This window comes from Pseudomonas sp. NBRC 111119, assembly GCF_001320125.1.
In the GTDB taxonomy this organism is placed as follows: Bacteria; Pseudomonadota; Gammaproteobacteria; order Pseudomonadales; family Pseudomonadaceae; genus Aquipseudomonas; species Aquipseudomonas parafulva.
This window is the reverse complement of record NZ_BCAV01000005.1, coordinates 253,673-278,803: the sequence shown is the minus strand read 5'-3', so window position 1 is coordinate 278,803 and position 25,131 is coordinate 253,673. Positions and strand designations below refer to the sequence as shown.

Annotated in this window: 23 protein-coding genes and 1 pseudogene; 12 read left to right on the top strand and 12 right to left on the bottom strand. The window is 63.3% G+C overall.

Annotated features, from left to right (window positions below; genetic code table 11):
* Positions 1–17 precede the first annotated feature (17 nt).
* The 4 genes and pseudogenes from argB to coaBC all read right to left on the bottom strand — a co-directional run bounded on the left by argB (position 18) and on the right by coaBC (position 4,140).
* Complete coding sequence (argB, locus tag APH25_RS02160; protein ID WP_028632894.1) at positions 18–926, bottom strand: acetylglutamate kinase; 909 nt, start codon at positions 924–926, stop codon at positions 18–20.
* A 30-nt stretch (positions 927–956) separates the two neighbouring features.
* Positions 957–2,327: pseudogene (locus tag APH25_RS02155) on the bottom strand (phosphomannomutase/phosphoglucomutase); the annotation flags it as partial.
* Positions 2,328–2,467: 140 nt separating this feature from the next.
* Entirely contained in the window at positions 2,468–2,923 is a 456-nt protein-coding gene (gene dut, locus APH25_RS02150) for a dUTP diphosphatase (RefSeq protein WP_028632896.1), read from the bottom strand.
* A 5-nt stretch (positions 2,924–2,928) separates the two neighbouring features.
* A complete protein-coding gene (gene coaBC / locus APH25_RS02145) occupies positions 2,929–4,140 on the bottom strand; it encodes a bifunctional phosphopantothenoylcysteine decarboxylase/phosphopantothenate--cysteine ligase CoaBC (protein WP_060480906.1) in 1,212 nt (403 codons plus the stop codon).
* Positions 4,141–4,266: 126 nt separating this feature from the next.
* Here coaBC and radC point away from each other — a divergent pair, with 126 nt between their 5' ends.
* Positions 4,267–4,947, top strand: coding sequence for a DNA repair protein RadC (gene radC, locus APH25_RS02140; RefSeq protein WP_060480905.1), 681 nt, complete (start codon positions 4,267–4,269; stop codon positions 4,945–4,947).
* 122 nt (positions 4,948–5,069) lie between these two features.
* Here the strand turns inward: radC and APH25_RS02135 are convergent, their stop codons facing one another.
* A complete protein-coding gene (locus APH25_RS02135) occupies positions 5,070–6,659 on the bottom strand; it encodes an ABC transporter substrate-binding protein (protein WP_060480904.1) in 1,590 nt (529 codons plus the stop codon).
* Between the two features lie 361 nt (positions 6,660–7,020).
* Between APH25_RS02135 and rpmB the strand changes: the two genes are divergently transcribed.
* A complete protein-coding gene (rpmB, locus tag APH25_RS02130) occupies positions 7,021–7,257 on the top strand; it encodes a 50S ribosomal protein L28 (RefSeq protein ID WP_028632900.1) in 237 nt (78 codons plus the stop codon).
* Positions 7,258–7,267: 10 nt separating this feature from the next.
* Entirely contained in the window at positions 7,268–7,423 is a 156-nt protein-coding gene (rpmG, locus tag APH25_RS02125; RefSeq protein WP_003253507.1) for a 50S ribosomal protein L33, read from the top strand.
* A gap of 78 nt (positions 7,424–7,501) precedes the next feature.
* On the opposite strand, the gene APH25_RS02120 is transcribed toward rpmG, so the two are convergent.
* Positions 7,502–7,861, bottom strand: coding sequence for a cupin domain-containing protein (locus tag APH25_RS02120; protein ID WP_060480903.1), 360 nt, complete (start codon positions 7,859–7,861; stop codon positions 7,502–7,504).
* A gap of 195 nt (positions 7,862–8,056) precedes the next feature.
* Here APH25_RS02120 and APH25_RS02115 point away from each other — a divergent pair, with 195 nt between their 5' ends.
* Positions 8,057–9,550 carry an aldehyde dehydrogenase gene (locus APH25_RS02115; RefSeq protein WP_060480902.1) on the top strand — a complete coding sequence of 498 codons (1,494 nt, stop codon included), beginning with the start codon at positions 8,057–8,059 and terminating at the stop codon, positions 9,548–9,550.
* 14 nt (positions 9,551–9,564) lie between these two features.
* Positions 9,565–10,704: an MFS transporter gene (locus APH25_RS02110; protein WP_060480901.1), complete on the top strand. Its 1,140-nt coding sequence runs from the start codon at positions 9,565–9,567 to the stop codon at positions 10,702–10,704.
* 12 nt (positions 10,705–10,716) lie between these two features.
* Here the strand turns inward: APH25_RS02110 and APH25_RS02105 are convergent, their stop codons facing one another.
* Positions 10,717–12,243 (bottom strand): phospholipase D family protein, encoded by a 1,527-nt coding sequence (locus APH25_RS02105; protein WP_371262491.1) that lies wholly within the window; start codon positions 12,241–12,243, stop codon positions 10,717–10,719.
* Between the two features lie 93 nt (positions 12,244–12,336).
* Complete coding sequence (locus APH25_RS02100) at positions 12,337–13,755, bottom strand: PLP-dependent aminotransferase family protein (RefSeq protein ID WP_177331151.1); 1,419 nt, start codon at positions 13,753–13,755, stop codon at positions 12,337–12,339.
* A 178-nt stretch (positions 13,756–13,933) separates the two neighbouring features.
* Here APH25_RS02100 and APH25_RS02095 point away from each other — a divergent pair, with 178 nt between their 5' ends.
* Positions 13,934–14,164, top strand: a complete 231-nt coding sequence (locus APH25_RS02095; protein ID WP_060480958.1) for a DUF1127 domain-containing protein — start codon at positions 13,934–13,936, stop codon at positions 14,162–14,164.
* 17 nt (positions 14,165–14,181) lie between these two features.
* Here APH25_RS02095 and APH25_RS02090 read toward each other — a convergent pair whose 3' ends face one another.
* On the bottom strand, positions 14,182–15,474 hold the full coding sequence (locus APH25_RS02090; RefSeq protein ID WP_060480898.1) for an FAD-binding oxidoreductase: 1,293 nt from the start codon (positions 15,472–15,474) through the stop codon (positions 14,182–14,184).
* Positions 15,475–15,650: 176 nt separating this feature from the next.
* Between APH25_RS02090 and APH25_RS02085 the strand changes: the two genes are divergently transcribed.
* A complete protein-coding gene (locus tag APH25_RS02085; protein WP_028632908.1) occupies positions 15,651–16,004 on the top strand; it encodes a YkgJ family cysteine cluster protein in 354 nt (117 codons plus the stop codon).
* Between the two features lie 2 nt (positions 16,005–16,006).
* Here APH25_RS02085 and dadR read toward each other — a convergent pair whose 3' ends face one another.
* Positions 16,007–16,495, bottom strand: coding sequence for a transcriptional regulator DadR (dadR, locus tag APH25_RS02080; RefSeq protein ID WP_003258963.1), 489 nt, complete (start codon positions 16,493–16,495; stop codon positions 16,007–16,009).
* A gap of 75 nt (positions 16,496–16,570) precedes the next feature.
* Between dadR and dadA the strand changes: the two genes are divergently transcribed.
* From dadA to APH25_RS02055, 5 genes are all read left to right on the top strand, one after another.
* Entirely contained in the window at positions 16,571–17,956 is a 1,386-nt protein-coding gene (gene dadA, locus APH25_RS02075; protein ID WP_156333126.1) for a D-amino acid dehydrogenase, read from the top strand.
* A 72-nt stretch (positions 17,957–18,028) separates the two neighbouring features.
* Positions 18,029–19,102 carry an alanine racemase gene (gene alr / locus APH25_RS02070; RefSeq protein WP_060480897.1) on the top strand — a complete coding sequence of 358 codons (1,074 nt, stop codon included), beginning with the start codon at positions 18,029–18,031 and terminating at the stop codon, positions 19,100–19,102.
* 108 nt (positions 19,103–19,210) lie between these two features.
* Positions 19,211–19,759 carry a cupin domain-containing protein gene (locus APH25_RS02065; RefSeq protein WP_028632911.1) on the top strand — a complete coding sequence of 183 codons (549 nt, stop codon included), beginning with the start codon at positions 19,211–19,213 and terminating at the stop codon, positions 19,757–19,759.
* Between the two features lie 136 nt (positions 19,760–19,895).
* Positions 19,896–20,318 (top strand): cytochrome c5 family protein, encoded by a 423-nt coding sequence (locus APH25_RS02060; RefSeq protein WP_028632912.1) that lies wholly within the window; start codon positions 19,896–19,898, stop codon positions 20,316–20,318.
* 135 nt (positions 20,319–20,453) lie between these two features.
* Positions 20,454–22,316 carry an acetyl-CoA hydrolase/transferase C-terminal domain-containing protein gene (locus APH25_RS02055; RefSeq protein WP_060480896.1) on the top strand — a complete coding sequence of 621 codons (1,863 nt, stop codon included), beginning with the start codon at positions 20,454–20,456 and terminating at the stop codon, positions 22,314–22,316.
* An 80-nt stretch (positions 22,317–22,396) separates the two neighbouring features.
* On the opposite strand, the gene APH25_RS02050 is transcribed toward APH25_RS02055, so the two are convergent.
* Both APH25_RS02050 and rep read right to left on the bottom strand, forming a co-directional pair.
* Positions 22,397–22,969: a xanthine phosphoribosyltransferase gene (locus tag APH25_RS02050; RefSeq protein ID WP_028632914.1), complete on the bottom strand. Its 573-nt coding sequence runs from the start codon at positions 22,967–22,969 to the stop codon at positions 22,397–22,399.
* A 65-nt stretch (positions 22,970–23,034) separates the two neighbouring features.
* Positions 23,035–25,044 (bottom strand): DNA helicase Rep, encoded by a 2,010-nt coding sequence (gene rep, locus APH25_RS02045; RefSeq protein ID WP_060480895.1) that lies wholly within the window; start codon positions 25,042–25,044, stop codon positions 23,035–23,037.
* Between the last annotated feature and the right edge of the window lie 87 nt (positions 25,045–25,131).

Below are 25,131 nucleotides of genomic sequence, written 5' to 3'. Positions count from 1 at the left end.
TCAGGCCCTGTCGCCCGTTACGAGCGCGCCTTGTGGTTGGTAATCAGGGTGCCCACGCCGCTGTCGGTGAAGATCTCCAGCAGCACGGCATTCGGCACGCGGCCATCGATGATGTGCGAGCTGTTCACGCCGCCCTGCACGGCATCGAGGGCACATTTGATTTTCGGCAGCATGCCGCCGTAAATGGTCCCGTCGGCGATCAGTTCATTGACCTGCTCGGTGGTGAGGCCCGTCAGCACCTGGCCCTGCTTGTCCATCAGGCCGGCGATGTTGGTCAACAGCATCAGCTTCTCGGCCTTCAGCGCCTCGGCCACCTTGCCAGCCACCAGGTCGGCGTTGATGTTGTACGACTCACCGTTGCTACCTACGCCAATCGGCGCGATAACCGGGATGAAGTCACCCCTCACCAGCATGTTCAGCAGGTCGGTATTGACGCTGACCACTTCACCCACATGGCCGATGTCGATGATTTCCGGGGTGGTCATCTCAGGGGTCTGGCGGCTGACGGTGAGCTTGCGCGCACGGATCAGCTCTGCGTCCTTGCCGGTGAGGCCGATGGCGCTGCCACCGTGACGGTTGATGAGGTTGACGATGTCCTTGTTGACCTGGCCGCCCAGCACCATCTCCACCACGTCCATGGTCGCCGAGTCGGTCACGCGCATGCCGTCGATGAAGTGGCTTTCGATCGACAGACGCTTGAGCAGGTCACCGATTTGCGGGCCGCCACCGTGCACCACCACCGGGTTGATGCCCACAGCCTTCATCAGCACGATGTCGCGCGCAAAGCCGGTCTTGAGCTCCTCGCTTTCCATCGCGTTGCCGCCGTACTTGATCACCAGGGTCTTGCCGACGAAGCGGCGGATGTAAGGCAGTGCTTCGGACAAAACCTCGGCTACATGGGAAGCGGCATCGCGATCGAGGGTCATGCAGGGCTCCTGTGAAGGACAGATAGTCGGTCAGAACGGCAGTTGCAACGCAGGCTCAACCCGCAGCAACTGAGTGCGGAAAACATCCTTGATACGTTGCAGTTCGGCTTCGCTGTCGGCCTCGAAACGCAGCACCAGCACCGGCGTGGTGTTGGAGGCGCGGACCAGGCCCCAGCCCCTGGGGTAGTCCACCCGCACCCCATCGATGGAGGTCAGGCTGGCTTCGCCCCAGTCGGCGTCGCGTTGCAGTGCATCAATGATGCTGAATTTACCCTCGTCGGTCACATCAATGTTGATTTCCGGCGTGGAAATATCGTTTGGGAAGGCGGCGAACAGGTCCTCGGCGCTTTGCTCGGCCTTGCTGAGAATTTCCAGCAGGCGTGCGGCGCTGTAGATGCCATCGTCAAAACCGTACCAGCGCTCCTTGATGAAGATGTGACCACTCATCTCGCCGGCCAGTAACGCGCCGGTCTGCTTCATCTTCTTCTTGATCAACGAGTGGCCGGTCTTCCACATCAAGGCGCGGCCACCCTGCTGTTCGATCAGGGGCGTCAGGCGACGGGTGCACTTGACGTCGAAGATGATCTCGGCGCCCGGGTTGCGGGCCAGCACGTCCTGGGCGAACAGCATCAAAAGGCGGTCGGGGTAGACGATGCTGCCGGTATTGGTGACAACGCCTACGCGGTCGCCGTCACCGTCGAACGCCAGGCCAATGTCGGCCCCGGTCTGCTTCACCTTGGCAATCAGGTCCTGCAGGTTCTCGGGCTTGCCAGGGTCGGGGTGGTGGTTGGGGAAGTTGCCATCCACCTCGCAGAACAGCGGGATCACCTCGCAGCCCAGGGCTTCGATCAGCTGTGGCGCGATGACGCCAGCCGCACCGTTGCCGCAGTCCACTACCACCTTCAGCCTTCTGGCCAGCTTGACGTCGTCGAGGATCTGCCGGGCATAACGCGGCAGGATGTCTACCTGCTCCAGGCGGCCAGTGGCAAAGCTCAGGTCGTGGGTTTGCAGGCGAGTGAGCAGTGCCTGGATCTGCTCGTTGGCCAGCGTGTCGCCGGCAATGACGATTTTGAAGCCGTTGTAGTCCGAGGGGTTGTGGCTACCGGTGAGCATCACGCCCGAGCGGCCGGCCAGTACATTGGCTGCGTAGTACAAGGCGGGGGTGGGTACCAGGCCGATGTCGCTGACCTGGCAGCCGGCATCCACCAGGCCCTTGATCAACTGCTCCACCAGCACCGGGCCAGACAAGCGCCCGTCGCGGCCTACGCACACTTGCGGCTCGCCCTCTGCCAGGCTCTGGGCGCCGATGGCGCGGCCAATCCAGTAGGCGGTTTCGGCATGCAACGTCTTGCCGACCACGCCGCGGATGTCGTAGGCGCGGAAGATGCTCTGGGGCAAGGTGGCGGGGACCAGATCGGCCATGTCGTTCATCGCTGGGTACTCCATCAGTCAAAAACGCTGTGGGCTGGCGCAAATAGAACGCTTGGACGAAGGTTTCGCCAGAGAGTTCGCCATCCTTGGCCGTAACGGTCAGCTGCTGCTCAGTGGCTGCCAGAGTGACCAAAGCCGCCAGCGCCCCGCTGGCTTTCGTCGAACGCCTCGACGATGTCGAAACGCGCCTGTACCACCGGCACCAGCACCAACTGGGCGATACGCTCGCCGACCGCGATGGTGAACGGGGTAGTGCCACGGTTCCAGCAGGACACCATCAGCTCGCCTTGGTAATCCGAGTCGATCAGCCCCACCAGGTTGCCCAGCACGATACCGTGCTTGTGGCCCAGGCCCGAGCGAGGCAGTACCAGCGCCGCGAGCCCAGGGTCGCTGATGTAGATCGACAGGCCGGTGGGGATGAGCACGGTCTGGCCTGGTTCGAGCACGGTGTCCTGCGCAAGCAGGGCGCGCAGGTCGAGGCCGGCGGAGCCTGGGGTGGCGTAGCTGGGCAGCGGGAATTCGCTGCCCAGGCGTGGGTCGAGAATCTTGGCTTGAAGTGCGTGCATGTAACTTACTGAACCTGGTTGAGCCGTTCGGCGATGAAGGCGACCAGTTGCCGGGCGATCTTGCCCTTGCTGGTCTGCGCGAAAAGGGTCTGGTGCTGTTGCCGGTCGATCACGGTCAAGGCGTTTTCTTCGCTGTTGAAGCCGATGCTGGGGTTGGCCACATCATTGGCGACGATCAGGTCGAGGTTCTTGTCCTTGAGCTTGCGCGTGGCGTAGTCGAGCAGGTGCTCGGTTTCGGCAGCGAAGCCGACGCTGAACGGGCGGTCGGCACGGCCGGCGATGGTGGCAAGGATATCGGGATTGCGCACCATCTGCAGCAGCATGCCGTCGCCGGTCGTAGGGTCTTTCTTGAGTTTTTGTGGGGCAACTACCTCTGGCCGGTAGTCTGCAACCGCTGCCGAGGCGATGAACAGGTCGCATGGCATGGCGGCTTCACAGGCTGCGAGCATGTCCCGCGCGCTCACCACGTCGATACGGCTGACACGGTCAGGGGGGGGCAGGTGCACCGGGCCGGTCACGAGGGTGACCCTGGCCCCGGCTTCTGCAGCCGCCTCGGCCAGGGCAAAGCCCATCTTGCCGGAGCTATGATTGGTGATGTAGCGCACCGGGTCGATGTTTTCCTGGGTGGGGCCCGCCGTGATCAGCACGTGCTTGCCGGTCAGTGCCTGGCGCTTGAAGCTTTCGGCCGCGCACCAGGCCAGGTCGGTGGCTTCGAGCATGCGGCCCAGGCCGACGTCGCCGCAGGCCTGGCTACCCGATGCGGGGCCGAACACCTGAATGCCCCGGCTCTTCAGCAGCTCGAGGTTGGCCTGGGTGGCCGGGTCACGCCACATCGCCTGGTTCATGGCCGGGGCAACGGCGACGGTGGCATCGGTGGCCAGTACCAGGGTGGTCAGCAGGTCGTCGGCCATGCCTTGGGCCAGGCGGGCCATCAGGTCGGCAGTGGCCGGCGCGATCAGCACCAGGTCGGCCCATTTGGCCAGTTCGATGTGGCCCATGGCGGCTTCGGCGGCCGGGTCCAGCAGGTCCATGTGTACGGGGTGGCCAGACAACGCCTGCAGGGTCAGCGGGGTGATGAATTCGGCACCACCGCGGGTCATGACGACGCGCACCTGGGCGCCGTGCTCAAGAAGTCGGCGAATCAATTCGGCGCTTTTGTAGGCGGCGATGCCACCACCGACGCCGAGAACGATGCGCTTGCGATACAGCCGCTGCATAGGCTTGCCTTTTTCCGGTGAAAGCGGGCGGCGACAGGAACTGCGTGCGGCAGAACGTCGCATGTACGAAGCGAAATAGATTAACACAGGGCCGAAATGGCCCGCAGCAAGGGCAGGGGGCGGGGGATGAATATCAGGGAGTGGCCAGCTGAAGAAAGGCCGCGGGAGAAGTTGCTGCAGCGTGGGGCTGCGGTGCTGACGGATGCCGAATTGCTTGCCGTGCTGCTGGGTTCTGGCGTTGCCGGGCGCAATGTCCTGGACCTTGCGCGGGGGCTGTTGGTGCGTTTTGGCGGGCTGAGGCAGTTTCTGGAGGCCGATCGCGAAACCGTACTGCGCGAGCCGGGTATCGGGGCCGTGAAGTATGCGCAGCTTCAGGCGCTTCTGGAGATTGGTCGACGGCACCTGGATGAGAACATCGAGCGCGCCTCGGCGCTAGAGGGGCCAGTGGCGGTACGGCGTTATCTCAAGGCCATGCTGCGGCATGAGGCCAGTGAAGTGTTTGGCTGCCTCTTTCTGGACACCAAGCACCGCCCGCTGGCGTTCGAGATCCTGTTCAGAGGCACCATAGACCGCGCCAGTGTCTACCCGCGCGAGGTGGTTCGAAGGGCCTTGCTGCATAACGCGGCGGCGTTGATCCTGTGCCACAACCACCCTTCCGGCATCAGCGAGCCGAGCCAGGATGACGTGCACCTGACCCTGTCGCTCAAGCGGGGTTTGGCACTGATCGACGTGCGGGTGCTGGACCACATCATCATTGGCGACGGGGAGCCGTTATCGATGGTGGAGGAGGGCTGGATGGTGGCCTAGGCCATTGTGTTCCTGTGCTGGCCCTTTCGCGGGTGAACCCGCTCCCACAAGTATGGCGCTGCTCTTGAGCGCCATACGGTCCCTGTGGGAGTGGGTTTACCCGCGAAGAGGCCGGTGCAGGTTTACGGGGCCACCGAAACCTTGCTGAAATCCAGCCGCCCGAACGGGCTCACCTGGTACCCCTCCACGTCCTTGCGCAACAACGCAGCCGCGGTAGGGTGCGCCAGGGGTACCCACAGCGCCTGCTGCTGAATCAGCGTTTGTGCCTGCTGGTACAGCCTGCTGCGCACGCTCTGGTCATTGGTAGTGCGGCCAGCGCTGATCAGCTGGTCCAGGCGGTTGTCGCAGAAGCGCGCGAAGTTGGTACCCGACTGCACCGCCGCACAGGAAAACTGCGGGGTCAGGAAGTTATCCGGGTCGCCGTTGTCGCCTGCCCAGCCCATGAACAGCAGGTCATGTTCGCCAGCCTTGGCGCGGCGGATCAGCTCACCCCACTCGATCACACGGATCTCTGCCTTGATACCGATCTTGGCCAGGTCCGCCTGCAGCATCTGTGCACCCAGGCTGGGGTTAGGGTTCAGCAAGCTGCCCGACGGCCGGGTCCAGATCGTGGTGCTGAAGCCATCGGCCATACCTGCTTTGGCCAGCAGGGCCTTGGCCTTGTTCAAATCCAGCGGGTAACCCGGCAGGTCCTTGGCGTAGCTCCAGGTGTTGGGGGGGTAGGGCCCGTTGGCGGCCACCGCCGAATCCTCGAACACCGCCTTGAGGTAGGCCTGCTTGTCGAACGCTAGGTTGATGGCCTGCCGCACCTCTGGCTTGTCCAGCGGCGGGTGCTGGCTGTTGATGGCGACGAAGGCTGTCATGAATGCCGGGGTGCTGGCCACCTTCAGGTCAGCGTTGCTGCCCGCCTCGGCAATGTCCAGCGGCTTGGGCGAGAGGGCAACCTGGCATTCGCCACGCTTGAGCTTCTGCAACCGCACATTGGCGTCTGTGGTGATGGCGAAGATCAACGGGTCCACCGCTGGCTTGCCGGCGAAGTAGTCCGGGTTGGCGCGGTAGCGCACCACCGCATCCTTCTGGAAGCGCTGGAACACGAAGGGCCCGGTACCGATCGGCTGGCTGTTGAGCTTGTCTGGTGTGCCAGCCTTCATCAGCTTGTCAGCGTACTCGGCGGAGTAGACCGAGGCGAAGCCCATGCTCAAGGTGGCCAGGAACGTGGCGTCCGGGTGGCTGAGGGTGAAGCGCACGGTGTTCGGCGCAGGGGCATCGATCGCCTTGATCAGGCTGCCCAGCTGCAGTGATTGGGCGTGCGGATAGCCGCCAGGTGCCGTTTTGTTCCACGCGTGGGCCGGGTAGAGCATGCGCTGGAAGCTGAACAGCACGTCATCGGCATTCAGCTCGCGGGTAGGCTTGAAGTAGGGCGTGCTATGAAACTTCACGCCATCACGCAAGGTGAAGTCGTACACCAGGCCATCGGCAGATACTTTCCAGCTGGCTGCAAGGCTCGGCACCACCTTGCCTTGGGCGGCATCGAAGTCTACCAGGCGGTTCATCAGCACGTCGGCGGTAGCATTGGTGGTGGTGAGCGAGTTGTACTGCACCACGTCGAAGCCTTCGGGGCTGGCCTCGGTGCAAACGCTGAGCGGCGCGGCCTGGGCGAGGCCTGCGGCGCACAGGCAGGTAAACAATAACGAATAGGCGGTGGCACGCATGGTGGCTCCTTGGCTGTCAGTGGCCCATCTGCCAGTGCAGTCTGGAAAAGGCCTACCCTAGTGCCCCTGCCTGGAAATGACCACACCCTTTTTTGTGCAACTGGCGACGAGCGGTCAACCGCCAGCCAGGCCTGCCGGTATGCTGGCCCGCGGCATTCAGCCTGTTGCCGGTGTGCATCAGATGTTGTTGCAAGCGAGTCTTTCTGGTATAAAGCAGCGCTCTTTTCTAGGGGCTCGGCCTGTCGCATCAGCGAATCCGGTCGATAAGACCTCCAGAATCACGGCGCCCTGGCGCCAAAGACTGAGAGATTAAGCGGCCAACCCATGCCGGGTTGGGCATGTGGTTTTAGAGGGCTGAGTCATGTCGAGAGTCTGTCAAGTTACTGGTAAGGGTCCAGTAACCGGGAACAACATTTCCCACGCAAACAACAAAACCCGTCGTCGTTTCCTGCCGAACCTGCAACACCACCGTTTCTGGGTTGAATCCGAGAAGCGTTTCGTGCGTCTGCGCGTATCTGCCAAGGGCATGCGTGTCATCGACAAGCGTGGTATCGAAGTAGTGCTGTCCGAGCTGCGTGCTCGCGGCGAAAAGTTCTAAGGAGAACGTCATGCGTGAATTGATCCGTCTGGTTTCGAGTGCTGGCACTGGCCACTTCTACACCACCGACAAGAACAAGCGCACCACACCGGACAAAATCGAGATCAAGAAATACGATCCCGTTGTTCGCAAGCACGTGGTGTACAAGGAAGCCAAGATCAAGTAATTGATCGGCGACCTGAAAAAAACCCGCATCCGAAAGGACGCGGGTTTTTTTATACCTGTCAGGCGTTGAAGCCACAGGTTACTTCTGCTCGAACAGTGCGTAGATCTTACGGCACGGCTCAAGTACTTCCCATGTGCCCTTGAACCCGGCCGGAATGACGAAACGGTCACCGGCGCGCAGGGTCTTGGCCCCGCCGTCCTGGTCGCGCAGCACCGAAACACCCTGCACGATTTCGCAATACTCATGCTCGGTGTAATTCACCACCCATTGCCCCACCTCGCCTTCCCAGACGCCGGCAGCAAACTGCCCGCAAGGGCTGGAGTAATGGTTGTATACCGCCTGGTCAGGCGCGCCTTTAATGATCTTTTCTGCGGCAGGTCGGTAGCGCTCTGCCTCGGTTATGGCCTGGGCGAAGTCGATGATACGGTCGATGCTCATGAGTCGGCTCCTGTGGTTGTTCAATAAAATTAACATGAGTAGGCTTTTGGGCCTTGGGTGTCAAATATATTGATAGTTTGAAGGGGCTGGTTTAGGGTATCGCATGCCAGTGTGCGCGTGTCGCCCGGCCCTATTCCGACAATGCCCGTGAGCCCTCAGAGCGGCATTGCATTTAAACAAGAGGAGGAGTTTCGTATGTCCACCCTGACTCGTGCAGATTGGGAACAGCGTGCCCAGCAACTGAAGATCGAAGGCCGCGCCTTCATCAACGGCGAATACACCGATGCCGCATCCGGTGACACCTTCGAATGCCTGAGCCCGGTTGACGGACGCTTCCTGGCCAAGGTTGCCAGTTGCGACCTGGCCGATGCCAACCGCGCCGTTGAAAATGCCCGCGCCACCTTCAATGCCGGTGTCTGGTCACAGCTGGCCCCGGCCAAGCGTAAAGCCAAGCTGGTCCGCTTTGCCGACCTGCTGCGCAAGAACGTCGAAGAGCTGGCACTGCTTGAAACCCTGGACATGGGCAAGCCGATCGGCGACTCCTCCACCATCGACATCCCTGGTGCAGCCAATGCCATTCACTGGACAGCCGAGGCTATCGACAAGGTGTACGACGAGGTTGCCCCCACGCCCCACGATCAGCTTGGCCTGGTTACCCGCGAGCCGGTAGGGGTGGTAGGCGCCATCGTCCCCTGGAACTTCCCGCTGATGATGGCCTGCTGGAAACTGGGCCCAGCCCTGGCCACCGGTAACTCGGTGGTGCTCAAGCCGTCCGAAAAATCACCGCTCACGGCCATTCGTATTGCGCAGCTGGCCATCGAGGCTGGCATTCCGGCCGGTGTACTGAACGTGCTGCCGGGTTACGGCCACACCGTCGGCAAGGCCCTGGCCCTGCATATGGACGTCGATACCCTGGTATTCACCGGCTCCACCAAGATTGCCAAGCAGTTGATGGTGTACGCGGGCGAGTCGAACATGAAGCGCGTCTGGCTGGAAGCCGGTGGCAAAAGCCCGAACATCGTGTTCGCCGACGCGCCAGACCTGCAGGCTGCCGCGCAGGCCGCTGCCAGTGCCATCGCCTTCAACCAGGGTGAGGTGTGCACCGCAGGCTCGCGCCTGCTGGTCGAACGGTCCATCAAGGACAGGTTCCTGCCCATGGTGGTGGAGGCCCTGAAGGGCTGGAAGCCAGGCAACCCGCTGGACCCACAGACCACCGTGGGTGCCCTGGTCGATACCCAGCAGATGAACACCGTGCTGTCGTACATCGAGGCAGGCCACAAGGACGGCGCCAAGCTGCTGACCGGCGGCAAGCGCACCCTGGAAGAAACCGGCGGCACCTATGTAGAGCCGACCATCTTCGATGGCGTAACCAACGCCATGAAGATCGCCCAGGAAGAGATCTTCGGCCCGGTGCTTTCGGTGATCAGCTTCGATACCGCCGAGGAAGCGGTGGCCATTGCCAACGACACCCCGTATGGCCTGGCCGCCGGCATCTGGACTTCGGACATTTCCAAGGCGCACAAAACTGCCCGCGCCGTGCGCGCCGGCAGTGTCTGGGTCAACCAGTACGACGGCGGCGACATGACTGCCCCGTTTGGTGGCTTCAAGCAGTCAGGCAACGGCCGTGACAAGTCCCTGCATGCACTGGAGAAATACACCGAGCTGAAAGCGACCTGGATCAAGCTGTAAGCCCGGGGGCTGCGATGCGCTGGGGTACCTACTTCGCCGTACTGGCGTCGGTGCTGAGCGTCGGGCTTGCGCTCGGCGTCAGCATGCCGTTGGTGTCCTTGCGCCTCGAAGCCTGGGGCTACGGCAGCTTCGCTATCGGGGTGATGGCGGCCATGCCCGCGCTGGGTGTGCTGGCAGGCGCCAGCCTTGCCAGCCGCCTGGCGGGCTGGGTGGGCGTGCCTTCTGCCATGCGCCTGTGCCTGTGGGGTGGTGCGCTGTCGATCGGCCTGCTGGCACTGCTGCCCAGCTACCCGTTGTGGTTGCTGCTGCGCCTGCTGATCGGCATGGCCCTGACCGTGGTCTTCATCCTTGGCGAAAGCTGGATCAACCAGCTGGTGGTCGAGCAATGGCGGGGCAGGCTGGTGGCGCTGTATGGCAGCAGCTATGCACTGAGCCAGCTGGCCGGCCCGCTGGTGCTGGGCGTGCTCGGCTCGGACGATGACTTCGGGTTCTGGGCGGCGACCGGCCTGTTGCTGCTGGCGCCGCTGCTTCTGCTGGGGCGCGGCGGAGCACCCTCCACCGAAGCCTGCAGTGTCACGTTCGGCGACCTGTACGCGTTCTGTAAGCGCTTGCCGGTAATCGCCTGGGCCATTGCCCTGTTCGCTTCGTTCGAAGCGATGATTCTCACGCTGCTGCCGGTTTATTGCCTGCAGCAGGGTTTCAGCACGGAAATCGCCCTGTTCATGGTCAGTACCGTGGTGGTAGGCGATGCAGTGCTGCAGTTGCCCATTGGCGTGCTGGCTGACCATATGTCACGGCAAACCCTCTTCACCGGGTGCGCCACGACCTTGCTGGTGTCCAGCCTGGCGATTCCGCTGTTGCTGCACACGCCTGCCATCTGGCCGTTGTGGGTGCTGTTCGGGGCCAGTGCCGGGGGCTTGTTTACCTTGTCACTGGTGCTGATCGGTGAGCGCTACCGGGACGACGCCCTGGTACGCGCCAATGCCCACGTGGCGCAGTTGTGGGGTGTCGGTTGCCTGCTCGGGCCGTTGCTGGCGGGGGCGGGCAGCCAATGGATCAGTGGCCACGCGCTGCCGTTGCTGATGGCGGCAGGCGCCGCCGGGTTGGTGGTGCTCACCCGACGCCGTGGGGCTTTCGAGCCGGTGCCGGGCTAAACGGGCTTTTCCCTACAGCATCTTCTCCAGGCCAACCGCCTTGCTGATCCAGGCATTGAAGCGCCGCCACAGGCCGCCCGGTTCTGACGTCAGCACGCGGCGCTGGCCGTTTTCCTCCGTCACCCATATCAGCTTGCCGCCCACCAACTCCGGCTGGTAGCTCAGGGCCGGGGCCATACCCTGTACGGCCAGCGCCCGGGTGTACTCCGCCAGTTCCGGGCTGTCGACCAGCACGCCGACTTCGGTATTCCACAGTACCGAGCGTGGGTCGAAGTTGAACGAGCCGATGAACGTCTTGTGCCGGTCGAAAACGATGGCCTTGCTGTGCAGGCTGGAATCGGAGCCGCCCTGGAAGTTCAGCTTGCCGGCGCTTGGGTCGCCCGGTTGGCGGCGCAGCTCGTACAGCTTCACCCCGTGCTCCAGCAAGGCTTTGCGGTAAGGCGCGTAGCCACCGTGCACGGCCGGTACGTCGGTGGCCTCAAGTGAGTTGGTCAGCAGTTTCACCGAAATGCCTGCGTCGGCACTGTGGGTAAGGTACAGCAGCCCGGGTTCGCCAGGGACGAAGTAGGCCGACACCAGAATCAGCTCGTGGCGCACGTTACGCAGGTCCGGCCCCAGCTGGCGGGTGAGCAACAGTTGCGGGTCGGGCTCATCGTCGGCCAGTACCTTGCTCGGTGCGTCCCACAGCGCCTGGGCATGGGCCCAGATCAGCTCGTTACGCCAGGTGTCCAGGCGTGGCTGGGACTGGTAAGCCATCAGGCGGTCGTACAGTTCCTTGCGCTGGGTTCGTGCTTCGGCCAGGGACACTTCCAGGCGGTGACGGCTGCTGCGCAGGTCGTTTTCGTTGGGCTGGTGCCACAGAAAGTCGGTAATCGGCCGGCTCAGTGCGCTGTTCCAGTACTGGTCGAAGCTGTGCCCCAGCTGCTCGGCAATGGGCCCGACGCTCAGCAGGTCGATGTCGGTGAAGTTCAGGTTGGGCTCGGCGTCGAAGTACTCGTCACCCAGGTTGCGGCCGCCAACAATGGCCATGCTGTTATCCACCAGGAACAGCTTGTTGTGCATGCGCCGGTGCTGGCGCGACAGGTTGAACAGCCGCCCCATTGCCCGCGTTACCCCTGTACTGCGGCCCAGGTGCAAAGGGTTGAACACGCGGATCTGGATGTTGGGGTGGGCGGCGAGCGTGCCCATGATGGCGTCGAGGCCATCGCTGGTGGTGTCGTCCAGCAGGATGCGCACGCGCACCCCCCTGTCGGCTGCGCGCAACAGTTCGTGGACCAGGGCGCGGGTACTGAGGCCGTCATGGACGATGTAGTACTGCAGGTCGATGCTGGCCTGGGCATTACGGATCAGCTCGGCCCGCGCGCGGAATGCCTCGTTGCTGTTGGGCAGCAGGCGAAAGCCCGAGCGCCCCTCATAGGGTGCAGCCTGGCGCAGCACCGAGCGCCCGAAGGCTGAGTCGTTGGCCGGTAGCGCCTGGCTGGTCTCGCGGGGCGTGCTGACGCTGGTGCAGCCGGCAAGGCCAAGCAGCAGCACCAGCATCAGGGCTCGCTGGGTTTTCAAGGGAGGGTCGTCCTGTACGAGGAAAGGCTTGCGGGTTTGACCGTGCCGGGCTGTGCAAAGTTACGTGGGTGCTTATTCTTCATCCAGCAGGCGCAGGGCGGTTTCCCCCACCTTGCGCACGGCGGCTTCGATCTGTGGCGTGGGGCGGGCGGCGAAGTTCATGCGCAAACAGTGCCGGTACTTGCCCGAGGCCGAAAAGATGCTGCCCACGGCCACCTGTACGTCCTGCTCGAGCAGCGCCCGGTTCAGCCGTAGCGTGTCGAAGTGTTCAGGCAGCTCCACCCACAGCATGAAGCCGCCTTGGGGGCGGCTTACCCGTGTGCCCGGCGGAAAGTACCGGGTTACCCAGTCGCTCATCAGTTCGCGGCTGCGCTGGTACTGGCTGCGCATGCGCCGAACATGGGGCTGGTAATGCCCCGCGGCGATGAAGTCGGCGATGGCCAGCTGCGGCTGGCTGGCGGTGCTGCCCGTGCTGATGTACTTCATGTGCAGCACCCGCTCCAGGTAACGCCCCGGGGCTACCCAGCCCACCCGCAGGCCTGGGGCCAGGGTCTTGGAGAACGAGCTGCACAGCAACACGCGGCCATCGTCGTCGAACGACTTGACCGTACGCGGGCGCGGGTAGGTGTAGGCCAGGTCGCCGTAAACATCATCTTCCAGAATGGCCACGTCGTAGCGCTGGGCGAGGCTCAGCAAGGCTTTCTTGCGGGCCTCGGGCATGATGTAGCCGAGGGGGTTGTTGCAACTTGGGGTGATCTGGATAAGTTTGATCGGCCACTGCTCAAGGGCCAGTTCCAGCGCTTGCAGGCTGATACCTGTGACTGGGTCGGTGGGGATCTCCAGCGCCTTCATGCCCAGGCCCTTCAGGGTTTGCATGGCGCCATGGAAGCTGGGCGAGTCCACCGCAACGATGTCGCCCGGCTCACACACCGCCCGGATGCTGCAGGACAGCGCCTCGTGGCAACCCGTGGTGATCACCAGGTCGGCGGGCGCCAGCCTGCAGCCCGAATCCAGCGCCAGGCGTGCCACCTGTTCGCGCAGGGCCAGGTTACCGTGGATGTTGTCGTAATACAGGCCTGGCATGTCCTGGCGCCGACTCAACTGGGCCAGGCTGCGCAGCAGTGGCTTGAGCGTTGGGGCTTCGATATCGGGCATGCCGCGGCCCAGCTGTATGACGTTCTGGCGCGGGGTGCTGCGCACCAGCTCAAGCACTTGTTCCCACTGGGAGATTTCCACCGGGCGCTGCGCCGGGCGGCTGACGGCCGGTAATGCCGGCAGTTGGCGATGGTCGTTGACGAAATAGCCGGACTTGGGCCTCGGCGAGACCATGCCACCGTCTTCCAGCATGCGATACGCCTGCTGCACGGTACTCAGGCTGACCCCATGTTCGGCACTCAAGGCACGTACCGAGGGCAGCCGCTGGCCAGGCTGGTAAAGGCCTTGTTCGATGCGGGCACCGAGCAGCTCGGCGAGGTTCAGGTAAAGGGTCACGGCATACTCCTGCGCTGACTTGGCGTAGCAACCGGTACAGATGAGCGGAAAATACAGCATTCAGTCGGCTTGCGGCCAATTCTGTATGGGAATAATAAGGCTGCATTGGCTCTGTATTGCCATCGCCGCCAACCCCCATGCTTTGCCTATGGATTCGGCACACGTGGAGGGCGCAGTGATGGCTGGCATGAGTGATGTACGCTTGCAGCTTTTGGCAAAGGAATTGGAGGCGGGCCAGCAAGCCAGGGTATTCAATGCCCCGCAGGGGCTGGGCCGCTGGGGGCTGATGCTGCACCGCTGGCAGACCCGCAGAACGCTGTTGCAGCTGACCGACGACGAGCTACGCGACATAGGGCTTAGCTGGGAGCAAGCCCGAACCGAAGGCCGCAAGCCCTTCTGGAAGGCGTGACGCTCCACGCCCAACCTTCAAACCAGTTCCTTGAGCCGATGCCACAACATCCCCAACGCCAGCAATGGCGAGCGCAGGTGCTTGCCGCCAGGGAAGGTCATGTGCGGCACCTTGGCGAACAGGTCGAAGCGCCCGCTTTCATGGCCGCTGATGGCCTCGCCCAACAGCCGCGCGGCAAGGTGGGTGGCATTGAGCCCATGGCCTGAATACGCCTGGGCGTAATACACGTTCGGCTGGTCTGCCAAGCGGCCCACTTGGGGCAGGCGATTGGCGCCGATGCCGATCATGCCACCCCACTGGTAATCGATGCGCACATCGGCCAGTTGAGGGAACACCTTGAGCATCTTGGGGCGCATGTACGCAGCGATGTCCCCAGGGTCGCGGCCGGAATAATGGCAGGCGCCGCCAAACAGCAGCCGCTGGTCGGCGCTCAGGCGGTAATAATCCAGTGCCACGCGCTGGTCGCACACCGCCATGTTCTGCGGCAACAAGGCGCGAGCACGTTCTTCACCCAACGGCTCGGTGGCGATGATGTAGCTACCGGCCGGCAGCACCTTGCCAGCCAGTTCGCGGTCCAGCCCGTTCAGGTAGGCGTTGCAGCACAGCACCAGGGTATTGGCACGCACCCGGCCTTGCGCGGTGTGCACCTGCACTTGGGGGCCGTAGTCTATCCGCGTGACTTCGGACTGTTCGTATAGGCGCACGCCCAGGCGGCTGGCCACGGCCGCTTCGCCCAAGGCCAGGTTGAGTGGGTGCAAGTGCCCTGAGCCCATGTCCACCAGCCCCCCGGCGTAGCAGTCGGCGCCTACCACGCTGTGGAGATCGTCCTTGCCCACCAGGCGTAGCGTGTGGGCATAGCCCAGGCTGCGCAGATGCTCGGCTTCCTCGGCAAAACCCTGCAGTTGCGAAGGTTTGTTCGCCAGGTCGCAGTAGCCCCACCTCAGGTCACAGGCAATGCCGTGCTGCTCCACGCGATCGCGCACGATCTGCACCGCCTCCAGCCCCATCAGTTGCAGGCTGCGCACACCCTGCTCGCCGAGCACCGGCAGAAACTGCTCCAGCCCGTGGTCAACCCCGCGTATCAGCTGCCCGCCGTTGCGCCCACTGGCGCCCCAGCCCAGCTTGCGGGCCTCCAGCAGGATGACCGAAAAGCCGCGCTCGGCCAGTTCGATGGCGGTGTTAAGGCCCGAGTAGCCTCCGCCCACAACGCATACATCGGCGCTGTGTTCGCCCTGCAGGAACGCGTGATCCGGGTGTGGCAAGCGGCTGGCGGCGTAGTAGGAGGCGGCGTGCTGCGCGCTGTGGATCATCGGGCTGGCCCTGAGCTGGAGAGAGCGGCGAGGATAAGCTGTGCCGCGCAGGCGCGGCAACCAGCCAGACCATGCCCGGTTTCGCGGGTAAACCTGCGAGGGTGGGGTATTCGGTGGGGCGGGTTTACCCGCGAATGGGCCTATAATCCACCCACTTCGTCAGCCTGTACTTCGCCATGCCCTGCAACCGCCACAAAATCCACTTCCTGCGCGAACTCATCCCCTCGTTCGAATGCGAACCTGGCTGCCACGACTGCTGCGGCCCGGTCACCACCTCCGCCCAGGAGATGGCCCGCCTGCCGCGCAAAACCCAGGCCGAACAGGACGCCGCACTGGAGCGGCTGGACTGCGTGCACCTGGGGCCTCAAGGTTGCACGGTGTACCAGGAGCGCCCGATGATCTGCCGCCTGTTCGGCACCACCCCGCGCCTGGCCTGCCCGCGTGGCCGGGGCCCGGAACCGATGATCGACCCCGCCGCCGAACAGCTGGTTCACCAGTTCATTGCCACTACCCGGCAGGTGCTGGTGTAGGGTCAGTCCGGGATCGGCAGGCAGAGGCTTTCCTTCACTTCTTCCATCACGATGTAGCTCTTGGACTCCCGCACGTGCGGCAGCTTCAGCAGGATATCGCCCAGCAGTTTGCGGTACGACGCCATCTCCGAAATGCGCGCCTTGACCAGGTAGTCGAAGTCGCCGGACACCAGGTGGCACTCCAGTACATGGGGCAGTTTGAGCACGGCGCGGCGGAACTCTTCGAACGTGTCGCCCGACTTGTAGTCCAGGCTGATTTCCACGAACACCAGTAGGCTGCCTTTGAGGTGCTGAGGGTTCAGGCGCGCGTTGTAGCCCATGATGATGCCTTCGCGCTCCAGGCGGCGAACCCGCTCCGTGCAGGGGGTGGTCGAGAGCCCGACCTTTTCGCCCAGCTCGGTAAAGGAAATCCGCCCGTCGTTTTGCAGGATGCGCAGAATGTTGCGGTCAATCTTGTCCAGTTCACGCTTGCTCTGGTGCTGGGTTCTCATAGGGGATGCCCCTCCGTCAAAGGCGATTCTGCCGAGAATTCTCGCCAATATTAGGCTTTTATATAGTGAAATGCACTGGTCGCGAATTCCTATACTGCGCTCATCAATGGCCACTCAATAACAACCTGCGGCGTGCCGCGTGTGAGGAACAAGACGATGCGAGTTCTGGTACTTGGTAGCGGCGTGATCGGAACCGCCAGTGCCTATTACCTGGCCCGGCAAGGGTTCGACGTGACGGTGGTCGACCGCCAGCCAGCGGTGGCCATGGAAACCAGTTTTGCCAACGCCGGCCAGATCTCGCCCGGCTATGCCTCGCCCTGGGCTGCCCCGGGGGTGCCACTGAAGGCCATCAAGTGGTTGCTGGAACGCCACGCCCCGCTGGCCATCAAGCTCACTGGCGATGTTGATCAGTACCTGTGGATGGCGCAGATGCTGCGCAACTGCACCGCCAACCGCTATGCGGTGAACAAAGAGCGCATGGTGCGCCTGTCCGAGTACAGCCGCGACTGCCTGGACGAACTGCGCGCTGAAACCGGCATTGCCTACGAGAACCGCAGCCTCGGTACCACCCAGTTGTTCCGCACCCAGGCCCAGGTGGATGCTGCGGCCAAGGACATCGCGGTGCTTGAGCAGTCTGGCGTGCCCTACGAACTGCTCGACCGCGACGGCATCGCCCGTGTGGAACCCGCGCTGGCTGGCGTAAAGGATATCCTGGCAGGTGCCTTGCGCCTGCCCAACGACCAGACCGGCGACTGCCAGCTGTTCACCAACAAGCTGGCAGAGATGGCCGTGAAGCTGGGCGTGGAGTTTCGCTTCGGCCAGGACATCCAGCGCCTCGATGCCGCCGGCGATCGCATCAACGGTGTGGTGATCGATGGCAAGCTGGAAACGGCCGATCGCTACGTGCTGGCGCTAGGCAGTTATTCGCCGCAGTTGCTCAAGCCGCTGGGTATCAAGGCGCCGGTTTACCCGCTCAAGGGCTACTCGTTGACTGTGCCGATCACCAACGCTGAAATGGCGCCCACATCGACCATTCTGGATGAAACCTACAAAGTGGCGATCACCCGGTTCGATAACCGTATCCGCGTGGGCGGCATGGCCGAAATCGCCGGTTTTGACCTGTCGCTGAACCCGCGTCGGCGCGAAACGCTGGAGATGATCGTCAACGACCTTTATCCTCGCGGCGGTGATCTTGGCCAGGCCAGTTTCTGGACCGGCCTGCGCCCGGCTACGCCGGACGGTACCCCGATTGTGGGGGCGACGGCGTTCCGCAACCTGTTCCTGAACACCGGGCACGGTACGCTGGGCTGGACCATGGCGTGTGGCTCGGGGCGCCTGTTGGCGGACCTGATTGCACGCAAGCAGCCGCAGATCAGCGCCGAAGGGCTGGACATTTCGCGCTACGGCAGTGGCCGGGAAGTGGCCAGGCAGGGGCATGCCGCACCGGTTCACCAGCAGTAAGTGTGACGGTGCCGGCCTCATCGCCGGCAAACCCATACCGTTTTCAACCTGAATCACCATAAGGCAGCCGCCATGCGCCCCGCCCGCGCCCTGATTGACCTCCAGGCCCTGCGCCACAATTACCGTCTAGCCCGTGAACTCACCGGTGCCAGAGCCCTTGCCGTGATCAAGGCTGATGCCTATGGCCATGGCGCCGTGCGCTGCGCCCTGGCACTGGAAGCCGAAGCCGATGGCTTCGCCGTGGCCTGTATCGAAGAGGCCCTGGAACTGCGCGCCGCGGGCATCAAGGCGCCTGTGCTGTTGCTGGAAGGTTTTTTCGAAGCCAGCGAGCTGGCCCTTATCGCCGAGCATGACCTGTGGTGTGCCGTGCATTCGCTGTGGCAGCTGGAGGCCATAGAGAACACCCCGGTGCAGAAGCCCATCACCGTCTGGCTCAAGCTGGACAGCGGCATGCACCGCGTTGGCCTGCACGCCAAGGACTACCACGACGCCTACCAGCGGCTGCTGGCCACCGGCAAGGTCGCACGCATCGTGCTGATGACCCACTTCGCCCGGGCCGATGAGCTTGAAGCCGACGCCACTGCCCGCCAGATCGCCGTATTCGAGGCGGCCCGGGAGGGCCTGGCAGCCGAGTGCAGCCTGCGCAACTCGCCAGGTGTGCTGGGCTGGCCGCAGGCTCAGGGCGACTGGGTACGGCCCGGCCTGATGCTGTATGGGGCCACGCCGTTCGACGCCGCCCAGCCTCAGGCGCAGCGCCTGCAGCCGGTCATGACCCTGCAATCGCGGATCATCAGCGTGCGTGAGCTGCCTGCAGGCGAGCCGGTGGGCTATGGCGCCAAGTTCGTCAGCACCCGGCCCACACGGGTTGGCGTGGTCGCCATGGGCTACGCCGACGGTTACCCGCGGCAGGCACCCAATGGCACACCTGTGCTGGTGGCCGGCACGCGCGCGCAACTGATTGGCCGGGTGTCGATGGACATGCTCAGCGTGGACCTTACCGACGTGCCCCATGCCACGCTGGGCAGCCCGGTGGAGCTGTGGGGCAAGCAGGTGCTGGCCAGCGAAGTGGCTGGCCATGCGGGCCTGATCCCGTATCAGGTGTTCTGCAACGTCAAACGCGTGCCGCTGGAATACTGCGGCGAGTAGGGGTGCTGTAATGAATGGCGTTGGGGCGGTGTGTTGTAAATACTGAACGGCGTTGCCATGATATCGTTCACATCCACCCCCCCCACACCGTTTCAGGAGGCTCCAGCTTTGGACGTCGGCGAACGACTGCAAGCCATCCGCAAGCTCAAGGGCCTGTCCCAGCGTGAACTCGCCAAGCGTGCCGGGGTGACCAATAGCACGATCTCGATGATCGAGAAGAACAGCGTCAGCCCTTCGATCAGCTCCCTGCGCAAGGTGCTCAGTGGCATACCCATGTCCATGGTCGAGTTCTTTTCCGTGGAACTTGAGCCTGAAAGCCCGGCACAGATCGTGTACAAGGCCCATGAGCTGATCGACATCTCCGATGGTGCCGTCACCATGAAGCTGGTTGGCAAGTCGCACCCCAACCGTGCCATCGCCTTCCTCACCGAGGTATACCCGCCAGGTGCCGATACCGGCGCAGAAATGCTGACCCATGACGGCGAAGAAACCGGCATTCTGCTGGAAGGCCGCCTGGAGCTGGTCGTTGGCACCGAGCTGTTCATCCTCGAAGCAGGCGACAGCTACTACTTCGAAAGCACCCGCCCGCACCGTTTTCGCAACCCCTACGACCAGCCAGCACGGCTGATCAGTGCGGCAACGCCTTCAAACTTTTGATCCAGCGCAGTGCATTGTTTCGCCAATACCCCTTTCCGGTGTAGGGTCGTTTCCCGCCCTTATGGTTACCGCTATACTTTTCAGCGCTCGAGGATCCGTGGCCGCGAGCATGATTAGCCACCATGAGGGTGTTCGCGTGAACCAAATCAAGAAGATGCTGGCCCTACCAGCCGCCTTACTCGCCCTCTGGGCAATGAGCGCAACCGCTGCAACCAACGACGATATTGCCAAGCGCCTGGCGCCGGTAGGCCAGGTGTGTGTTCAGGGCCAGGAATGCAAAGGCATGGAAGTGGCCGCCACAGCCGGCGGTGGGGCCGCCAAGACGCCGGATGACATCATCGCCAAGCACTGCAACGCCTGCCATGGCACTGGCCTGCTGGGCGCGCCGAAGGTGGGTGATACCGCAGCCTGGAAAGAGCGCGCCGACCACCAGGGTGGGCTGGATGGCATCCTGGCCAAGGCCATCACCGGCATCAACGCCATGCCGCCCAAAGGCACCTGCGCCGATTGCTCGGATGACGACCTGAAAGCCGCCATCAAGAAGATGTCCGGCCTGTAGGGCACCGCGTTATTGCACGAAGCCCGCCTCTGATGGCGGGTTTTGTTTTTGTGGGGTGCTGCAACGTCACGGCAACCAATGCTGCCAGCCTTCTGTCCAACCCCGTGAATCCATGGGTGACTCAGGAGGCCCCCGATGCACCTCTGCTCTGTCGAACATGCCGTCGACCAGGTGCTGTCGCGCCTGCCGGCCCATATCCACATGGGCCTGCCGCTGGGCCTGGGCAAGCCCAATGCGTTCGTCAACGCCCTCTATGCCCGGGTGCGCGAGCTGCCCGAGCGGCAGCTTACCCTCTACACCGCGTTGTCCCTCGGCCGGCCACCGCTGGGCGATGGCCTGCAAAGGCGCTTTCTAGAACCCTTCGTCGAGCGTGTCTTTGCCGACTATGAAGAGCTCGATTACCTGGCCGACCTGCGTAACGACAGCCTGCCGCCGAACATTCGTGTGGAGCAGTTCTTCATGCAGCCGGGCAGCCTGCTGCACAGCGAGCCGGCCCAGCAGGACTATGTCAGTAGCAATTACAGCCACGCCGCCCGGGACATCAACGCCAAGGGCCTGAACCTGATCGCGCAACTGGTAGCCGCCACGCCAGAACGGCCTGTGCACCTGAGCCTGGCCTGCAACCCCGACATCACCCTGGACTTGCTGCCCATGGTCGAGCGCCGGCGTGCAGCAGGCGAAACCATCCTCATGCTCGGCCAGGTGCATGCCCAGCTGCCCTACATGCCAGGCGACGCAGAGCTGCCGATGGATGCCTTCGACCTGTTGCTGGATGAGGCCGAGCAGCGGCGCCTGTTTTCCACGCCCAACATGCCGGTCAATACTCAGGACCACTGCATCGGCCTGCACGCCAGCAGCCTGGTGCGCGATGGTGGCACCTTGCAGATTGGTATCGGCGCCATGGGCGACGCGGTAGCGGCGGCGCTGCTGGCGCGCCAGGGCGATAATGCCGCCTATCGTGAGGCACTGGATGCACTGGGCGCCGCCGCCTGGCAGCCGTTGATCGAGCGAGAGGGCGGTCTGGCCCCGCTCGATGAGGGCCTTTACGGCTGCAGCGAGATGTTCGTCAACGGCCTGCTGGAACTGGCCGATGCGGGCCTGCTGCGACGTACTGCAGACGAGCAGGAGGTGGTGCTGCACGGTGGTTTTTTCCTTGGGCCCCAGTCGTTCTACCAGCGCCTGCGTGACATGCCCTTGGAGCAGCGTGCACGGTTTGCCATGACGGCCATCAGCTTCGTCAACGAACTGTATGGCGATGAAGCCCTGAAGCGTCGCCAGCGCCGTGATGCGCGGTTCATCAACACGGCATTCGGCATGACCCTGCTGGGCGCCGGTGTGGCGGACCAGCTGGAAGACGGGCGCGTGCTCAGCGGGGTAGGCGGGCAGTACAACTTCGTCGCCCAGGGCCATGCGCTGGAGGGCGGCCGCTCGATACTGCTGCTGCGCAGCTGGCGTGAGGCCGGTGGTGAGGTCACCTCTAACCTGTTCTGGCGCTACGGCCACTGCACCATCCCCCGGCACCTGCGCGACATCGTGGTCACCGAGTATGGGGTTGCCGACCTGCGGGGGCAGACCGACAGCGAGGTAATTGCGCGGTTGCTGGCCGTGTGCGACTCACGCTTTCAGCAGGCGCTGATGGAGGAGGCGAAAAGCGCTGGCAAGCTGGCCAAAGGTTTCCAGCTGGACGCGCGCTTCACGTACAACACCCCCGAACGCCTTGAGGCGGTTCGCGCACAGCACAGCCAGCTGTTTGCCGAGTACCCGCTGGGCACCGACTTCACCGATGTGGAGCAGGACTTGCTGCGGGCACTTGGCTGGTTGAAGAGCAAGTTCAAGCTGAGCGAAGTGCTGGCGCTGGGCAAGGCAACCCTCGATGCGCCCGGGCCGGAAGGTTATGAGGCGCATCTGGCGCGCATGGCGCTGGAGCAGCCCGACGGCCTGAAAGAAGACCTTTACCAGCGCTTGTTGCTGGCCGCCCTCGCCGCCACAGCGCCCTAGAAATGCGCCGTGCCCGGTCGGTGTTGGGGGCACCCGCGAACACCGGCGGGGCCAGTGCCAGGCGGCGCCCGTTCAGGCCCTTACTCGATGAACGTCACCACGCCACCGGCCAACGACTTCACCCGCGCCAGCGACTCGACGCGATAGCCCTGGCTGTCCAGTTCGGCACGCCCACCCTGGAACGATTTCTCGATGACGATGCCCAGGCCAGCCACGGTTGCCCCGGCCTGCTTGATGATCGAGATCAGCGCCTGCGACGCCTTGCCGTTCGCCAGGAAGTCATCGATTACCAGCACGCGGTCGTTGCTGTTGAGGTGGCGGGGCGAAATGGCCACGGTGTTCTCGGTCTGCTTGGTGAACGAGTAAACCGATGCCGTCAGCAGGTTCTCGGTCAGCGTCAGCGACTGGTGCTTGCGGGCAAAGATCACCGGCACGCCCAGTTTCAAGCCAGTCATCACCGCCGGGGCAATGCCCGAGGCTTCGATGGTGACGATCTTGGTCACACCGGCGTCGGCGAACAGGCGGGCGAACTCGTCACCGATCAATTGCATCAGCGCGGGGTCGATCTGGTGGTTGAGAAACGCATCGACTTTGAGAACCTGATCGGAAAGCACGATGCCTTCTTCGCGAATCTTCTGATGCAGTGCTTCCACTATGGTATTCCTCGATGTAACAAAGGTGGCCGCAAACAGCGGCAGCGTTTAAGAGTAATGGTTGATCAGCGTTTGAGCATTGCCCGGATGTCGGCCAGGGCATTGTTGCCGCGTGCGGCCTTGACCTCGACCGGGGCATCGTCCAGGCCTTCCCAGGCCAGGTCTTCCGGGGGCAGTTCGTCGAGGAAGCGGCTGGGCGTACAGTCGATGATTTCCCCGTACTGCTTGCGCTTGGCGGCAAAGGTGAAGGCCAGGGTCTGGCGCGCGCGGGTGATGCCCACGTAAGCCAGGCGGCGCTCTTCCTCGATGGTGTCGGCCTCGATGCTGGAGCGGTGCGGGAGGATTTCTTCCTCCATGCCCATGATGAACACGTAGGGGAACTCCAGCCCCTTGGACGCGTGCAGGGTCATCATCTGCACCCCTTCGGCGTTTTCTTCCTCTTCCTGCTGGCGCTCCAGCATGTCGCGCAGCACCAGCTTGCCGATGGCGTCCTCGATGGTCATGTCACCCTCTTCCTCCTTCTCGAGGGTGTTTTTCAGTGCGTCGACCAGGAACCAGACGTTGCTGATACGAAACTCGGCCGCCTTGTCGCTGGCGGTCTGCTGGCGAATCCAGTTTTCGTAGTCGATGTCGCGGATCATTTCGTGCAGTGCGGCAATCGGGTCGTCCAGCGCGACCTTCTGGCGCACACCGTCCAGCCAGTGCTTGAAGCGCTGCAGGCGCTCGGTGTAGCGGGCGTCCAGGTGTTCACCCAGGCCAAGCTCCTCGCTGGCGGCGTACATCGACGTGCCGCGCTCGGTGGCATAGTTGCCAAGCTTTTCCAGGGTGGTGGAACCGATCTCCCGGCGGGGGACGTTGATGACCCGCAGGTAGGCGTTGTCATCGTCCGGGTTCACCAGCAGGCGCAGGTAGGCCATGAGGTCCTTGACCTCCTGGCGACCAAAGAAGCTGTTGCCCCCCGACAGGCGATAGGGCACCTGGTGGTGCTGCAGTTTCAGCTCGATCAACTTGGCCTGGTAGTTGCCACGGTACAGGATGGCAAAGTCGCTGTAGGGGCGGTCGGTGCGCAGGTGCAGCGTGAGGATTTCCATGGCCACGCGCTCGGCTTCGGCTTCCTCGTTCTTGCAGCGGATGACGCGGATCTCGTCGCCAACACCCATTTCGCTCCACAACTGCTTCTCGAACGCATGGGGGTTGTTGGCGATCAGCACGTTGGCGCAGCGCAGGATGCGGCTGGTGGAGCGGTAGTTCTGCTCCAGCATGACCACTTTCAAGGAGGGGTAGTCCTCCTTGAGCAGCATCAGGTTTTCCGGTCGCGCGCCGCGCCAGGCGTAGATCGACTGATCGTCGTCGCCCACCACGGTGAACTGGTTGCGCATGCCGATCAGCATCTTCACCAGCAGGTACTGGCTGGCGTTGGTGTCCTGGTATTCGTCCACCAGCAGGTAGCGCACGCGGTTCTGCCAGCGCTCCAGCACCTCGGGGTGCTCCTGGAACAGCTTTACCGGCTGCAGGATAAGGTCGTCGAAATCCACCGCGTTGAACGCCTTGAGCGTGCGCTGGTAGTGGGTATAGACGATCGCGGCGGTTTGCTCACGCGGGTTGCGCGCCTTTTCCAGGGCCTCGGGTGGCAGGATCAGGTCGTTCTTCCAGGCACCGATCATGTTCTTGATCTCGTCGATGCCGTCGTCGCCGGAGTACTCCTTCTGCATGATGTCCGACAGCAATGCCTTGATGTCGGACTCATCGAAGATCGAGAAGCCTGGCTTGTAGCCCAGCTTACCGTGCTCCTTGCGGATGATGTTCAGGCCCAGGTTGTGGAACGTGCACACCGTGAGCCCACGGCCTTCCCCTGGGCGCAGCAGGGTCCCGACCCGCTCCTTCATCTCGCGGGCGGCCTTGTTGGTGAAGGTCATCGCCACGATGTACTGGGCACGGATGCCGCAGTTCTGGATGAGGTGGGCAATCTTGCGCGTGATCACGCTGGTCTTGCCCGAGCCTGCACCGGCGAGCACCAATAGAGGGCCGCCGACATAGTCACGGGCTTCCTGCTGCCGGGGATTGAGTCGGGACATGCTAGAAACCGGGGGTCGCCAGAAAATAGCCGCGCATTCTATCAGGCATGGGCCTATTGTGGCGCGACCGTCTGACGCGCGAGTCAG

Excerpts from the sequence above, each read along its gene's own strand:
- argB (WP_028632894.1), bottom strand. The coding sequence starts at position 926 with ATGACCCTCGATCGCGATGCCGCTTCCCATGTAGCCGAGGTTTTGTCC.
- dut (WP_028632896.1), bottom strand. The coding sequence starts at position 2,923 with ATGCACGCACTTCAAGCCAAGATTCTCGACCCACGCCTGGGCAGCGAA.
- coaBC (WP_060480906.1), bottom strand. The coding sequence starts at position 4,140 with ATGCAGCGGCTGTATCGCAAGCGCATCGTTCTCGGCGTCGGTGGTGGC.
- radC (WP_060480905.1), top strand. The coding sequence starts at position 4,267 with ATGAATATCAGGGAGTGGCCAGCTGAAGAAAGGCCGCGGGAGAAGTTG.
- APH25_RS02135 (WP_060480904.1), bottom strand. The coding sequence starts at position 6,659 with ATGCGTGCCACCGCCTATTCGTTATTGTTTACCTGCCTGTGCGCCGCA.
- rpmB (WP_028632900.1), top strand. The coding sequence starts at position 7,021 with ATGTCGAGAGTCTGTCAAGTTACTGGTAAGGGTCCAGTAACCGGGAAC.
- rpmG (WP_003253507.1), top strand. The coding sequence starts at position 7,268 with ATGCGTGAATTGATCCGTCTGGTTTCGAGTGCTGGCACTGGCCACTTC.
- APH25_RS02120 (WP_060480903.1), bottom strand. The coding sequence starts at position 7,861 with ATGAGCATCGACCGTATCATCGACTTCGCCCAGGCCATAACCGAGGCA.
- APH25_RS02115 (WP_060480902.1), top strand. The coding sequence starts at position 8,057 with ATGTCCACCCTGACTCGTGCAGATTGGGAACAGCGTGCCCAGCAACTG.
- APH25_RS02110 (WP_060480901.1), top strand. The coding sequence starts at position 9,565 with ATGCGCTGGGGTACCTACTTCGCCGTACTGGCGTCGGTGCTGAGCGTC.
- APH25_RS02105 (WP_371262491.1), bottom strand. The coding sequence starts at position 12,243 with ATGCTGGTGCTGCTGCTTGGCCTTGCCGGCTGCACCAGCGTCAGCACG.
- APH25_RS02095 (WP_060480958.1), top strand. The coding sequence starts at position 13,934 with ATGGCTGGCATGAGTGATGTACGCTTGCAGCTTTTGGCAAAGGAATTG.
- APH25_RS02090 (WP_060480898.1), bottom strand. The coding sequence starts at position 15,474 with ATGATCCACAGCGCGCAGCACGCCGCCTCCTACTACGCCGCCAGCCGC.
- APH25_RS02085 (WP_028632908.1), top strand. The coding sequence starts at position 15,651 with ATGCCCTGCAACCGCCACAAAATCCACTTCCTGCGCGAACTCATCCCC.
- dadR (WP_003258963.1), bottom strand. The coding sequence starts at position 16,495 with ATGAGAACCCAGCACCAGAGCAAGCGTGAACTGGACAAGATTGACCGC.
- alr (WP_060480897.1), top strand. The coding sequence starts at position 18,029 with ATGCGCCCCGCCCGCGCCCTGATTGACCTCCAGGCCCTGCGCCACAAT.
- APH25_RS02055 (WP_060480896.1), top strand. The coding sequence starts at position 20,454 with ATGCACCTCTGCTCTGTCGAACATGCCGTCGACCAGGTGCTGTCGCGC.
- rep (WP_060480895.1), bottom strand. The coding sequence starts at position 25,044 with ATGTCCCGACTCAATCCCCGGCAGCAGGAAGCCCGTGACTATGTCGGC.